Raw genomic sequence first — 13,011 nt, 5'->3', positions numbered from 1 at the left:
TGTGGCAAACCCGCCCGCGCGTTGATCCGCGCATGACGCCGCCCGAATTCATCATATAAATGGACATTCATCACTGTCCACCGCGAAACGCGCAATTGCAGCGCAAAAGATGCTTCGCACCTGCAACAGCAGGGCCGCTGGACAAACGCAGCGAAATGACTTTCAAAGCGCCAGCCGTTTGGAGTGCCCCATGACTGACCTGCCTGCCGGATATCGCGCGCTTGATGCGAAGGCGCTGGCCAATTACCTCGCAGAACTCAAGCCCGTTGCGTTGCGCCTCGGCGGTTCCCCGCAAAGCTGGAGCATCGAAGAAGTCGGAGACGGCAACCTCAACCTGGTGTTCAAGGTGCATGGGCCAGCAGGGGGCGTGATCGTCAAGCAGGCGCTGCCCTATGTCCGTTTGGTAGGCGAAGCGTGGCCGCTGCCTCTTTCCCGTGCACATTATGAGCACATGGCATTATCTGGGCAGCGGCGGCTCACCGGCGCGCTGGTGCCTGAAATCTATCACTACGATGAAAGGCTGGCGCTGATCGTCATGGAACTGCTGGAGCCGCACATCATCATGCGGCGCGGCATGATCGCCGGCACCGTTTACCCAAAATTCGCGGACGAGATCTCCACCTTCCTCGCCGAGACGCTGTTCCATACCTCCGACCTGGCGCTGACGGCGGATGTGAAGAAGGCGATGATCGGCGCCTTCTCCGGCAACACCGCCCTCTGCAAGATCACCGAAGACCTGATCTTCACCGATCCCTACCGCATCGCCAAGCTCAACCGCTGGACAAGGCCGCAGCTTGATCCGTATGCGGAGCGTTTCCGCGGGGACGGAGATCTCAAAGTTGCCATCTCGCGGCTCAAGCTCAAGTTCCTGTCCTCGGCGGAAGCCATGCTGCATGGCGACCTGCACACCGGCTCGGTGATGCTTACGGCAGAAGACACGCGCGTCATCGATCCGGAATTCGCCTTCATGGGACCGATGGGCTTCGACATCGGCGCGGTGCTCGCCAATTTCCTCATCAGCTTTTTCTCTCAAGCCGGTCATGAGGAAGGCCCCGGCGCGCGTGACAGCTACCGCGAATGGATTCTCGAAACCTTCACGTCGATCTGGGAAGGTTTCGCGGCAAAGTTCCTGGCGCTGTGGGAAACGCAGGCCAAAGGCGACGCCTACCCGTCTGATCTGTTTCAGGGCCCGCTGGGCGTGGCGCGGCTGGCCGGGGAACGGCAGGCCTACATGCAACGCCTGTGGGCGGATACGGTGGGCTTCGCCGCCGCCAAGATGATCCGCCGCATTCTGGGCCTTGCCCACAACATCGATCTCGAATGGATCAAGGATGCGGACATGCGCGCCCGCTGCGAGGCGCGCGTGCTCACCCTGGCGCGCGACATGATGGTGAATAGCGGAGACTATCCAACGCCGCAGTCGATTGTTGCGGCGGCGCGGCATTTCGATCAGTGGCAGCCGCCGCTTGGCGGCTGACCGTCAGGCGAGGAGCTTTCGCACGGTGTCCTTCCAACCCTGATATTTGGCGTCGCGGAGGGCTTGCGTCATGCGGGGCGTGAAGCGGTGCTGTTTTTTCCAGAGCTTCGCAAATTTCTCTGGTGCGGGCACCATGCCAGTGGCAAGCCCGGCAAGATAGGCAACGCCCAGTGCCGTTGTTTCCATCACCTTCGGGCGATCCACAGGAGCGGCCAGAATGTCGGCCAGGAACTGCATGGTCCAGTTGGAGGCTGACATTCCGCCATCGACGCGCAGCACGGTATTGTCCGCCGATCTCCAGTCGCGCCGCATGGCGTCGAGCAGATCGCGTGTCTGGTAGCAGACGGATTCGAGCGTAGCGCGCGCCAGTTCCTTCTCTGTCGTGCCACGCGTGAGACCAAAGATCGCGCCGCGTGCTTCGGGGTTCCAGTGCGGCGCGCCAAGCCCGACGAAAGCCGGAACGAGATAGACCTGCTCTTGCGGATTGGCCTCTGCCGCGAGAGAGCCCGTTTCAGCCGCCGTCTTCACCAGCTTTAACCCGTCGCGCAGCCATTGCACCGCGGCGCCGGCGATGAAGATCGCGCCTTCCAGCGCGTAAGAGGTCTTGCCATCGAGACGATAGGCAATGGTGGTGAGAAGGCGGTTCTGCGAGGCAACGGCAGTGGCACCGGTGTTCAGCAACACAAAACATCCGGTGCCATAGGTTGATTTCACCATGCCCGGCGCGAAGCAGGCCTGGCCGACGGCGGCGGCCTGCTGGTCTCCCGCCACGCCGCGAATGGGGATCTCCTCGCCAAACAGTTCCGCATCGGCAACGCCATAATCCGCTGCGCAATCCCTGACGTCAGGCAGGATGCTGGCGGGAATGTTCAGCAGGCGGAGCAAGTCTTCGTCCCACATTCCGTCATGGATATTGTAAAGCAGGGTGCGAGAGGCATTGGTGGCATCGGTTGCATGCACCTTTCCGCCGGTCAGCCGCCAGATCAGGAAGCTGTCGACGGTGCCGAAGGCCAGTTCGCCGCGCTCCGCGCGGGCGCGGGCATTGCGCACGTGATCGAGCAGCCAGGCAATCTTGGTGCCAGAGAAATAGGGATCGAGCAGCAGTCCGGTTTTCTGTGAGACCAGCGGTTCATGTCCTTCGGCTTTCAGCTTGGCGCACATCTCCGCCGTTCGGCGGTCCTGCCAGACGATGGCTTTGTGAATGGGCTTGCCGGTTTTCCTGTCCCAGATCACCACCGTCTCCCGCTGATTGGTGATGCCGAGCGCCGCCACTTCGCGCGCCTTCGCCTTGGCCGTGCGCAACACGCCCTTTGCGGTGGCGAGCACCGATGCCCAGATTTCTTCCGGGTCATGCTCCACCCAGCCGGGCTTTGGAAAATGCTGCGGAAACTCCTGCTGGCGGACGGCAAGCGGCTCGAGCTTTCTGTCAAACAAGATCGCCCGCGTCGAGGTGGTGCCCTGATCGATAGCGAGGATCAGGGGCGGCATGTCAGGCGGCTGCCGGTTGCTTGGCGAACCATTCGCGGAGCGCCGACTGCTCGGCGATCGACATATGCAGTCCCAGTTTCGAGCGCCGCCACAGGATGTCTTCCGGCGCCCGCGCCCATTCCTTGTCGACCAGCCATTGCGCCTCGCGCTCCGACAGGGCCCCGAAGCTCTGGCCCAGATCCTTGGCGAAGCGCGCACCCTCCAGCATCTTCGCCGCATCGGTGCCATAGGTGCGGAACAGGCGGGCCGCCTCGCGCTGCGGCAGGAAGGAATAGGCCTTCTGCAGGGTTGAGATTTGTTCCTCCACCTGGTCATAGGGGAAATCGCCGCCGGGCAGATGCGCCGAGGCCGTCCAAGGCTTGCCCAGTGCCGGGAAGAAGGGCGCTATTTTTTCCAGCGCATGTTCCGAAAGCTTGCGGAAGGTGGTGATCTTGCCGCCGAAGACCGACAGTAGCGGGGCGCCGCCGTCGGGATGATCGAGCTTCAGCACATAGTCGCGCGTCGCTTCCTGCGCCTTCGAGGCGCCGTCGTCATAGAGCGGGCGGATGCCGGAATAGGTCCAGCGCACCATCTCGCGCGTCACCGGCCGCTTGAAATATTCGCTGACCGAGGCGAGCAGATAATCGGCTTCCTTTTCGGAAATATGCGGACTGCCGGGATCGCCCTTGTGATCCTCGTCGGTGGTGCCGATGAGCGTGAAGTTCTGCTCATAGGGAATGGCGAAGCAGATGCGGCCATCGGCGTTCTGGAAGATATAGCAGCGGTCGTGATCATAAAGGCGGTCCACTACAAGGTGGCTGCCCTTCACCATGCGGATCTTGTCGGGATCGTTGCGGCCAACGACTTCGCCCAGCACCTGGCTGACCCATGGGCCGCCGGCGTTGATCAGCACCTTGGCGCGGATGGTTTCGGGCGAGCCACCGTCGCGCTCAACGGTCAATTCCCATGCGCCATCGGCGCGCCTTGCTTTGGTGCAGCGCGTGCGGGTGCGGATAACAGCGCCACGCGCCGCCGCATCCCGTGCATTGAGCGCCACCATGCGGGCGTCCTGCACCCAGCAGTCGGAATATTCGTAGCCCCGCGTGTATTCATCCTTCAGCGGCTGGCCCACCACGTCGCTGCGCAGGTCCACGCTGCGGGTGGGCGGCAGAATCTTCCGGCCGCCCAGATGATCATAGAGAAACAGGCCAAGCCTGAGGATCGGCCTTGGCCGCAGGCCCGCGTGATGCGGCAGCACGAAGCGCAGCGGCCAGATGATGTGCGGCGCCGCCTTCAACAAAACCTCGCGCTCGATCAGCGCCTCGCGCACCAGCCGGAATTCGTAATGCTCGAGATAGCGCAAGCCGCCGTGAATGAGCTTCGTCGAAGCCGACGATGTGCCCGACGCCAGATCCCCCTGCTCGGCCAGAAACACGCTGAGCCCACGCCCCGCCGCATCCCTCGCTATTCCGCAGCCATTGATCCCGCCGCCGATAACAAAGAGATCGTAAGTCAATGCACTGGCTCCACTGAATTCCGGAAAGGCCCTGATCTAGCCAGTCAGCGGGCGAATGGCAATTGCGCCAGCCGGTGCCGCTCAAGCTTTCCCGCGGCGGCGTTTCTGGAAGCTGGACAGGCCGTGCTCTGTCTTGTTCCAGTGAAAGGGCGCGCGGATGAATTGCCACAGCGCCAGCCATGCGGCGGCCGACATGAGCAGCCAGTAGACCGGCATGGTGAGCAGCGGCAGCACCCAGCAGAAGATGCGCTGCCGCCTGAGCGCGCGCCGCCCCGCCAAGAGCGTCACGCCATAGCCCGTCGCGAAAACGGCGAGATTGAGACCTGCCAGCCCCCGTGCAAACCAGCCCGCTTCCTCCGGCAGCACGGGATGGATCACCAGCATTGCCAGTGAGGCCGCCATGCAAAGCGGATGCAGCAGGGCCGAGGCGAAGACGCCCAGCGTCAGCGCCTGCATGGCCCAGAACCCCGACGCGCCCAGTTCGCCCCACACCCGCGCGGGATCACGCATGTGCACCAGCCAGGTGATGAGAAAACCTTTCAGCCAGCGCGCCCTCTGGCGCATCCAATTGCCCAGACGCACGTTGGCTTCTTCATCTGTCTTCGAATCGAGAACGCCGGTACGATAACCTGCCCGCGACAGACGCAAGCCCAGATCGGCATCCTCCGTCACATTATATGGGTCCCATGCGCCTACCTTGCGCAGAAGACCGGCGCGGAAGTGATTGGAAGTTCCACCCAGCGGCAGGGGCAGATGATGATTGGCAAGGGCGGGCAGCAGCAGGCCAAACAGCGTCGCATATTCGATGGTGAATTGTTTGGTGAGCCAATTTTCGTCTTTGTTGAAAAACACAAGTTTTGCCTGCAGACAGGCAACATCTTGCGGCAATCCTGCAAAGGCATTCGCGGCGAGCCGTGGCTGCCTCGCCTCTGGAGTATCCTCGGCATCATAGATCGTCAGCAATTCCCCCCGCGCAAAGCGGAGCGCATAGTTCAGGGCGCGCGGCTTGGTCTGCAATGTGCCAGCCGGAACGATGATCACCTCGAACTGCGGCGGCAGTTCCAGCCTGGCAAACAGCCGCCGCATGGGGAGATCACCTTCCTCGAGGATCAGCTTGATGTCGAGGCGCTCGGGCGGGTAATCCAGCGCCGTCAGCGCATTCAGCAATTGCCGGACCACGCGGGTTTCGCGGAACAGCGGCACCAGCACGGAATAGACGGGAAGATCTGCATCGGCGAGAGTCACCGGCGTTGCCCGCGCGTGGCGCAGCGGCGGCAGCAGGCAGAGGATGCGCAAGGCCACGACGGCCAGAAAGAACAGTGCCGCGATCAGGCTTGCTGCCGCCCACGCTGCATCGAAGGGAAGCGTAAGCATGCCCAGCACCACAGCCGATGCCAACACCAGCCCCACGCCGATTTGCGCGGAGGTAAGCCGGCGGCTGGCGGAAAACTCCGGCCGCATGCGCGCCAGCCCCAGAGACGCGCCCTTCTCCAGCGCCTTGCCATGGATAAAGCGAACGGCTTCGTGAAAATCCTCAAGGCTGGCCGAGGCGGCAATCCGCGCGCCCCGCTGCTCCGCCAGATGCAGCGCCTGCGCGCCACAGGCCGCATAGAGCTTCACGCCCGGCATGGTGATGATGGGGACGAGCTTGTCCTCCAGCGCCTGGTCCACCTCTTCGCGCGGCAGGCGGCGCAGCGCATCGGCAAGCTCGGCTTGCGAGACGCGGGGCAAGACATTGCCATGAAGTCCGGCTATCTTCCCGTCATAGAGTGCGTTTTCGGCGAAACCGAACAGCAGGTGGCCGTCATCAGCACTCACGGGCAAGCCATTAAAATTTTGTAATTAAATGAACTATCGTAACGTCAGATTCACAAGCATCTTTTGGGTGTATTTGTTCACCATTAGCATACTTATGGTTGCGTCCGCATCGCACGCTGCTGAGGGCTACCGCCTTCCGCAGTTCCGCCATGTGAAGGCCGATGCGCAGATGCCGCAGGTGCCGATGGACCAGAAGCTCACCCTTCTGGCCGATGAGGATTATGCGCCCTTCAGCTTCCGCGGGCGCAATGGTCAGCCGGCAGGCCTTGCGGTGGAATTGGCGCTGGCCGCCTGCGCGGAAATCGGCGTCACCTGCGATGTGGCGCTGAAGCCCCTGCCAAATCTCGTGCCGGAGCTTGCGGCGGGGCATGGCGATGTCATTCTCTCCGGCCCCCGCATCGATGCGGCGCTGCTGGAAACCACCATCATGACGCGCGGCTGGTTCCGCTCCTCGGCGCGGCTTCTCGTCCAGACCGGAAGCCCGCTCAAAAAGGCCGACCCCCGCGCGCTCGAGGGCAAGCGCATCGGCGTCATCGCGGGCAGCGTCCATGAGGCGTGGGTGAAGGAGCTTCTGCCAAAAGCCGAAACGGTGACGTTTGACGATTGGCCCAAGGCACAGGCGGCGCTCAAATCAGGCGGCGTCGATGCGCTGTTCGGCGACGGGCTGCCGCTCATTTACTTCATCGGCGGCGATGCGGCGAAGGGCTGCTGCCGCCTGCTCGACGGCGCCTATTTTGATTCGCCCGGCTTGAGCCGCAATGCCGCCTTCCTGATGAAGCCGGAGCGCACCGATCTCCGCGATGCCTTCGACGTGGCGCTCGACCGCCTGCAGGAAAACGGCGTCAGCGAAAAGCTCTTCAACGCCTATGTGCCGCTGTCGCCCTGGTGAGCCCAGTCTTTCGCCGCTGAGCCGGTGATCGCCGCCAGCGACTCCTTGCCCGAGACGGCAAACCTCTGGCGAAGCCCCTCGAGAATGGCGGGCACCAGTCCCGGGCCTTCATAAACCAGCGCCGAATAAAGCTGCAGCAGCGTGGCGCCGGCGGTGATCTTGGCCCAGGCCTGTTTCGCCGAACCAATGCCGCCCGCGCCCACAAGCGGAATTCTTCCTTTCGTCAGTAAATAAAGTTTCGCAAGCTGCCGTGTCGAAAGTTCAAACAGCGGTTCGCCCGAAAGCCCGCCCATCTCATCGCGCGCGCGGGAGATCAGCGTGGGCCGCGAGATGGTGGTGTTGGACACGAGGATGCCATCCACAGCGCCTCGCCCACAGCTTTGCGCGATGTCCTCCAGTTCGTCACCACGCAAATCGGGAGCGATCTTCAGCAGCATGGGCGGGCGGCGCGCCTGCTTTTCCCGCGCCTCATTCAACCGGGCCAGCAGTGCATCGAGTTCGGCGCGCGATTGCAAAGCCCTCAGCCCCGGCGTGTTGGGCGAGGAAATATTGACGGTAAAATAATCCGCGATGGCGGAGAAGAAGGCGATGCCCTGCACATAATCGGCGATGCGGTCGCCCGAATCCTTGTTGGCACCGATGTTCACGCCCACGATGCCGGGCCTGCCCCGCCGCGCCTCCAGCCGTTTCAGCGCCGCCCAGTGGCCGTCATTGTTGAAGCCCATGCGGTTGATCACCGCGCGGTCTTCGGCGAGGCGGAAGAGTCGCGGCTTCGCATTGCCCTCCTGCGGCTTCGGCGTCAGCGTGCCCACCTCGACGAAGCCAAAGCCCTGCGCCAGCATGGCATCGGCGACTTCGGCATTCTTGTCGAAGCCCGCCGCAAGGCCCAGCGGATTGGGGAAGTCCAGCCCGAAGGCCGAAACCTTGAGAGAAGGCGGAGACGCCACGGCGCGGCCCTTCGGCAGAACCGTCAGTGCACGGATGGTCAGCCGGTGCGCCTTCTCGGCATCCAGCATGTGGATGAAGGGCCTCGCCAGCGGAAAGGCCTTGGCCACAAGGCTCATCGCGGCACCTCGGACGGAAATTCATGCGCGCCATCGCGAATCGGCAGCGGCCTCACCCACAGCGCCGCCGAAGGATCGATCACGCCATAGACATGGGGAAACAGATCGCCGCCGCGCGATGGTTCCCAGGTGAGCGTCAGCGCCTCTTCGGGCAATGCCACCAGCACCAGCCCCTCCTGCCCGGCGAAATGCCGCCGTGCCGTTTCCCGCACCTGATGCGCTGCCGAAAGATGAATGAATCCATCGGCATGATCGACGGGCGATCCGGTAAAGCGGCCAATCGTTTCGGCAGCGGACCAATCGGCGGCGGGGCAGATTTTGTAGACGAGGGCCATGAACCCCCCATAGGCGGGAAAAGCCTTGTGGACAATACGTCCACAATAAGGTATTTTCTCCTACCTGATAAGAAAACTTCCTTGAGGCCCCTCATGTTCAATCACACCCAGGTCTGGACTGCCCTCGACGTGCTGGCCGAGCGTTATGGCTTCTCGGCCTCGGGGCTCGCCAAGAAGGCGGGGCTTGATCCCACCTCCTTCAACCCCTCCAAGCGCAACAGGCCGGATGGCCGCCCGCGCTGGCCCACCACCGAAAGCATCGCCCGCGTGCTCTCAGCCACCGGCGCCACGATGGAGGAATTCACGCAATTGCTGATGGGCCGCAAGGGCCAGCCGCCGGCCAGGCGGCATATTCCGCTGCTCGGCCTGGCGCGCGCCGGGCGCGGCGGCTTCTTCGATGATTCGGGCTTTCCCGCGGGCTCCGGCTGGGAGGAGATCGACGTGCCCGGCATCACCGACCAGAACGCCTATGCGCTGGAGATCACGGGGGACTCGATGCTGCCCGTCTACCGCGAGGGCGACACCATCATCGTCTCGCCCTCCGCCTCGATCCGCAAGGGCGACCGCGTGGTGGTGAAAACCGCCGACGGGCAGGTGATGGCCAAGATCATGCAGCGCCAGACCTCCCGCACCCTCGAACTCGCCTCCTTCAATCCCGAACACGCCACCAAGGTTCTGGACATGAAGGACGTCGACTGGGTGGCGCGGATTCTGTGGGCGAGCCAGTAGGGGATTATTTTATTTGCAATCAAAGGCAACACAATATGAGTTGCCTCACACTTAGCCAATCTCAATCCACCTCGAAAAAGCTTTTACCGGTGATTCCTGCACGATCAAAGAAGGCCTTATTCCTCATACGCGCATCGCTGATGAGCGTGTCCCACCCGATTAATTCAATAGAACCAAGGAAGCCGCTTTTAGGAAAATAGACGCGCCCGCGCCCATCGGTAGTCGGCTGCCATGAGTAGGTCCATTCATCGAGCTTGCCGATTATGTCTGCCACTATGAAGCAGTGGAACACGGTGTTTTTATCAAGCTTGATAGGCCTGCCCCGAACGTCAGTTAGCTTGCCACTTTGCAGCCGCTGGACATACCGCTCTACCTGAAACTGCGGGTTTTCATCATCGGCATAACCCGTTCGCCCTGGCCTTTTGAACTCAATCAACAGCACGCTCGATGCCCCATCGGTCTGTCGAAGGCCGTGGACATAATCGAAAATGAGAATATCCGCGCGGTCTTCGCTATCAAACGCTTTTGCTAGCGCGCTAAATTCAACGTCCGAACTAAAATACTCAGCAAAGGTTAGCCTTTCGTCCACAATCCAAAGATCATGACTTGCCGAAGAATCCACACGCCGGTCTCTATCATCCGAAACGTTGTTGACCTTCACAGGGCAGATGAACGAGTGAAGAATGTCCTCCCGTTGATAGGCACTGTCTCTGTCGTCATCACGAACCTTCTCTAAAAGGATTTCGATGAAGTCCAAGACTACCTTGCGACGTACCACATATTCGGCAAGGCTTCGCTGTTCCGCGTCCTCAAGAGCTTTGCTCGCCTCAGCGATGGCTGCTGAGAATGTATTGGCATCGGCGGTTTCATCCTTGAGCCGGACTAGTACGTTGCGGATTTTTTCAGCCTGCCGTTCATCGCGCCGGAACCGTTCGCGCGAGAGGTGCCCATAAATGGCATCCTTATTCAACTCACCGGATGGAACCTTGCTCTGCAGTTCCTCCGCGTCGCCAAAGGCAACAGACGGATAGGTTGAGGTAATCGTTTTAATGATTTCGCGTTGTTCCCCCTTGAGCTGCGACAACGGCTCGGCCAAGAATTTCTCTATGTGCGGAACGCAAACGTCATTGATGATCTTATCGATCACCGCATCTTCGAATATGAACGCCGTTCGCTCCTGATTGACATTCTTGTCAAGATACTCGCCTGTCACGATGGCATGAAAGACGCGATCGCCATTCGGCCCGAAGTATTTGAGGCCCAGTTTACCGTCAATGGATTGCGAATGAACAGTGCGATCATGGGCAATGAAATGCACGAAATGCGATCCTTTTAGATCCGAACTAGCTACCTTGTCGCACTCCATGAGCGTAAGGTGAAGTGTTCCATAGTCTTCCGTCTTGAGTTCAATATCCGGTTCGCGCCGATGGACAATGTCATTGATGGAGTCCGGATAATTCCGCGAACTCATCGTTGACATGGACGGCAACCAGCGGCGCGCGGCCACCTATGAAGACGGGTAGAAAATGTGAGGTCAGGTGCTGGAACACGGAGCTATCCCGGCCCGGAAACTTGTCGTGATAGCCGTTCGCTCGCAGCCCCTCGAATTTGACTTGAAACATGGAGTCGGAAACGCCCTCGGCCAACTCAACCGCTTCCTCTTGAATCTGTTCCTCAAGTGCAAGAACAAATTTGAACTTCCGCCGTTTGAACTCCTCGCCGTCTTGAAAAACAAACTCAACTGAGATTCGGTCAAAGCAATCCAGCCACAGAAGACGGCCAACGCCTTTGCCGCCAATCTGAATTTTGTTGTCGGTGTCAGTGGTGGTGAACGCATCCCAATTCTCTGTGTTTAGACCGAGTCCATTGTCCTCCACTGCTGCCCAAACATTTTCTTTATTACGATTGGTCGAGACGGTGACCACCACCCTGCCGCTCTGTGTGACCGCATCCCCAAAGCGGGCCTGCGTTGAATGAATGGCGTTACTTACAGCCTCGAACAGCGGCTGTAACGCGCCTGCGACATTAGTCGGTTTGGGCAGTCGTTCGATGCGTCTGACGAGATTAGGCCGAAGAGAGGTCATAATCTAATTCGCCAGTTCCCCCGCCGCCGCCTTCTCGATCAGCTTGCGGGTGTTCGCCAGGCCATAAAGCGCTGCGAAGGAGCCGAAGCGGGGGCCTTTTTCTTCGCCCAGCAGCACCTGGTAGAGCATGTTGAACCAGCCCTGCCCCACGCCCACCGAGCCGTCCTTCTGCGCCGTCTTATAAGGATCGCGGCGGCCCACATCATAGACCTTGAGCTGGATTTCCTCGGGCGTGGCGCCTTCGGGCAGGGCAGCGAGCGCCGCCGCCAGATCCTCGAGCGCCTTCCTCTCATCCTCCGTAGGCGGACGATATTTCTTCTGCGGCTTCACGAAATCATGGAAGTAGCGCACGGCATGGCCGGTCAGCGCATCGAGGCGCGGATGCGTCTCGGGTGAAAGGGCCGGCGCATAGCGGCGGATGAAGGCCCAGAGGCCTGACTTGTCCTCGGCATTGGCCACCGTGGCGAGGTTGAGGAGCAGCGCGAAGGATACCGCACCCTCTTCAGGCTTGGGCGGTTGCCCGTGATGAATATGCCAGGCCGGATTCATCAACCGGTCCTTCGCCTCCTGCCTTGGATAGGCCGAGAGGAAGGCCGCGTAATCGTCAACGGCGCGGGGGATCACGTCAAAGTAAAGCCGCTTTGCCTCGCGCGGCTTCGTATACATATAAAGGGCCAGCGAATCCGGATCGGCATAGGTCAGCCATTCGTCGATGGTGAGGCCGTTGCCCTTGGACTTGGAAATCTTCTGGCCCTTGTCGTCGAGGAACAGCTCATAGACGAAATGATTGGGCGCCGTGCCGCCGAGGATTTCGCTGATCCGGTCATAGACCGGCGCGTTGGTTTGATGATCCTTGCCGAACATCTCGAAGTCAACGCCCAGCGCCGCCCAGCGCATGCCGAAATCGGGCTTCCATTGCAGCTTGGTGCGGCCGCCGCGCACATCCAGCGTCACGTTGGTGCCATCCTCATCGGCAAAGGTGATGGTGCCCTGGCTTGGGTTCACATCCTTCATCGGCACATAGAGCACGCGGCCCGAGGTGGGCGAGATCGGCAGGAAGGGCGAATAGGTGGCCTGCCGTTCTTCGCCCAGCGTCGGCAGCATCACCGCCATGATGTCATCAAACTTTTCCAGCGCATGGATCAGCATGCCGTCAAAACGGCCGGACTTGTAATAGTCGGTGGCGCTGGCGAATTCATATTCAAAGCCGAACGTATCAAGGAAGCGCCGGAGCATGGCGTTGTTGTGGTCGCCGAAGCTCGCATAATTGCCGCCGAAGGGATTTGGCACCGAGGTGAGCGGCATGTGCAGATAGGGTTCGAGCGCCTTCCGGTCAGGCACGTTCTCGGGGATTTTCCGCATGCCGTCCATGTCGTCGGAAAAGCAGAGCAGGCGGGTGGGGATGTCGCACAAAAGCTCAAAGGCACGGCGCACCATCGTGGTGCGCGCCACCTCGCCGAAGGTGCCGATATGCGGAAGCCCCGAGGGGCCATAGCCCGTCTCGAACAGCACTTCCGTCTTGCCGAGTTTCTTCGCACGCTCGACGAGCTTCCGGGCTTCCTCGAAAGGCCAGGCCTTGCTGTCCTGGGCGGCGGCGCGAAGTGCGGGATCGGCGGTCATGTATGGGCTTCC

11 protein-coding genes are annotated in these 13,011 nt (G+C 61.0%); 3 read left to right on the top strand and 8 right to left on the bottom strand.

Annotation, left to right across the window (positions count from 1 at the left end; translation table 11 throughout):
* The first annotated feature begins 190 nt into the window (after positions 1–190).
* Complete coding sequence (gene mtnK / locus QM694_RS16545) at positions 191–1,477, top strand: S-methyl-5-thioribose kinase (RefSeq protein WP_415008022.1); 1,287 nt, start codon at positions 191–193, stop codon at positions 1,475–1,477.
* A 3-nt stretch (positions 1,478–1,480) separates the two neighbouring features.
* Here mtnK and glpK read toward each other — a convergent pair whose 3' ends face one another.
* The 3 genes from glpK to QM694_RS16530 all read right to left on the bottom strand — a co-directional run bounded on the left by glpK (position 1,481) and on the right by QM694_RS16530 (position 6,278).
* The gene (gene glpK, locus QM694_RS16540) at positions 1,481–2,965 is read right to left on the bottom strand and encodes a glycerol kinase GlpK (protein WP_415008021.1); all 1,485 of its coding nucleotides are present in this window, start codon (positions 2,963–2,965) and stop codon (positions 1,481–1,483) included.
* Position 2,966: 1 nt separating this feature from the next.
* Positions 2,967–4,460 carry a glycerol-3-phosphate dehydrogenase gene (gene glpD / locus QM694_RS16535; RefSeq protein ID WP_415008020.1) on the bottom strand — a complete coding sequence of 498 codons (1,494 nt, stop codon included), beginning with the start codon at positions 4,458–4,460 and terminating at the stop codon, positions 2,967–2,969.
* An 81-nt stretch (positions 4,461–4,541) separates the two neighbouring features.
* Positions 4,542–6,278: a glycosyltransferase family 2 protein gene (locus tag QM694_RS16530; RefSeq protein WP_415008019.1), complete on the bottom strand. Its 1,737-nt coding sequence runs from the start codon at positions 6,276–6,278 to the stop codon at positions 4,542–4,544.
* Positions 6,279–6,372: 94 nt separating this feature from the next.
* Here QM694_RS16530 and QM694_RS16525 point away from each other — a divergent pair, with 94 nt between their 5' ends.
* Entirely contained in the window at positions 6,373–7,167 is a 795-nt protein-coding gene (locus QM694_RS16525; RefSeq protein WP_415008018.1) for a transporter substrate-binding domain-containing protein, read from the top strand.
* Here the strand turns inward: QM694_RS16525 and QM694_RS16520 are convergent.
* Positions 7,143–8,231, bottom strand: coding sequence for a quinone-dependent dihydroorotate dehydrogenase (locus QM694_RS16520; RefSeq protein WP_415008017.1), 1,089 nt, complete (start codon positions 8,229–8,231; stop codon positions 7,143–7,145). The two genes, QM694_RS16525 and QM694_RS16520, sit on opposite strands and share 25 nt — an antisense overlap.
* Positions 8,228–8,566 (bottom strand): DUF952 domain-containing protein, encoded by a 339-nt coding sequence (locus QM694_RS16515; RefSeq protein ID WP_415008016.1) that lies wholly within the window; start codon positions 8,564–8,566, stop codon positions 8,228–8,230. Before QM694_RS16515 ends, QM694_RS16520 begins: the two co-directional genes overlap by 4 nt.
* Positions 8,567–8,659: 93 nt before the next feature.
* On the opposite strand from QM694_RS16515, the gene QM694_RS16510 reads away from it, so the two are divergent.
* Entirely contained in the window at positions 8,660–9,295 is a 636-nt protein-coding gene (locus tag QM694_RS16510) for a S24 family peptidase (protein WP_415008015.1), read from the top strand.
* Between the two features lie 61 nt (positions 9,296–9,356).
* On the opposite strand, the gene QM694_RS16505 is transcribed toward QM694_RS16510, so the two are convergent.
* Genes QM694_RS16505 through QM694_RS16495 form a run of 3 tightly spaced genes read right to left on the bottom strand, consistent with a single transcriptional unit; the run spans position 9,357 to position 12,999 of the window.
* Positions 9,357–10,775, bottom strand: coding sequence for a hypothetical protein (locus QM694_RS16505; RefSeq protein WP_415008014.1), 1,419 nt, complete (start codon positions 10,773–10,775; stop codon positions 9,357–9,359).
* On the bottom strand, positions 10,732–11,379 hold the full coding sequence (locus QM694_RS16500; RefSeq protein ID WP_415008013.1) for an ATP-binding protein: 648 nt from the start codon (positions 11,377–11,379) through the stop codon (positions 10,732–10,734). The genes QM694_RS16505 and QM694_RS16500 overlap by 44 nt, the downstream gene beginning before the upstream one ends.
* Positions 11,380–11,382: 3 nt before the next feature.
* A complete protein-coding gene (locus QM694_RS16495; RefSeq protein WP_415008012.1) occupies positions 11,383–12,999 on the bottom strand; it encodes a lysine--tRNA ligase in 1,617 nt (538 codons plus the stop codon).
* Positions 13,000–13,011: the final 12 nt, after the last annotated feature.

The organism is Aestuariivirga sp. (assembly GCF_047602625.1).
Lineage (GTDB): Bacteria > Pseudomonadota > Alphaproteobacteria > Rhizobiales > Aestuariivirgaceae > Aestuariivirga.
This window is presented reverse-complemented; position numbering and strand designations above follow the sequence as displayed.

What these genes read in the sequence shown, in the direction of transcription:
- mtnK (WP_415008022.1), top strand. Translation starts at nt 191, where the DNA reads ATGACTGACCTGCCTGCCGGATATCGCGCGCTTGATGCGAAGGCGCTG.
- glpK (WP_415008021.1), bottom strand. Translation starts at nt 2,965, where the DNA reads ATGCCGCCCCTGATCCTCGCTATCGATCAGGGCACCACCTCGACGCGG.
- QM694_RS16525 (WP_415008018.1), top strand. Translation starts at nt 6,373, where the DNA reads ATGGTTGCGTCCGCATCGCACGCTGCTGAGGGCTACCGCCTTCCGCAG.
- QM694_RS16520 (WP_415008017.1), bottom strand. Translation starts at nt 8,231, where the DNA reads ATGAGCCTTGTGGCCAAGGCCTTTCCGCTGGCGAGGCCCTTCATCCAC.
- QM694_RS16515 (WP_415008016.1), bottom strand. Translation starts at nt 8,566, where the DNA reads ATGGCCCTCGTCTACAAAATCTGCCCCGCCGCCGATTGGTCCGCTGCC.
- QM694_RS16510 (WP_415008015.1), top strand. Translation starts at nt 8,660, where the DNA reads ATGTTCAATCACACCCAGGTCTGGACTGCCCTCGACGTGCTGGCCGAG.
- QM694_RS16505 (WP_415008014.1), bottom strand. Translation starts at nt 10,775, where the DNA reads ATGTCAACGATGAGTTCGCGGAATTATCCGGACTCCATCAATGACATT.
- QM694_RS16500 (WP_415008013.1), bottom strand. Translation starts at nt 11,379, where the DNA reads ATGACCTCTCTTCGGCCTAATCTCGTCAGACGCATCGAACGACTGCCC.
- QM694_RS16495 (WP_415008012.1), bottom strand. Translation starts at nt 12,999, where the DNA reads ATGACCGCCGATCCCGCACTTCGCGCCGCCGCCCAGGACAGCAAGGCC.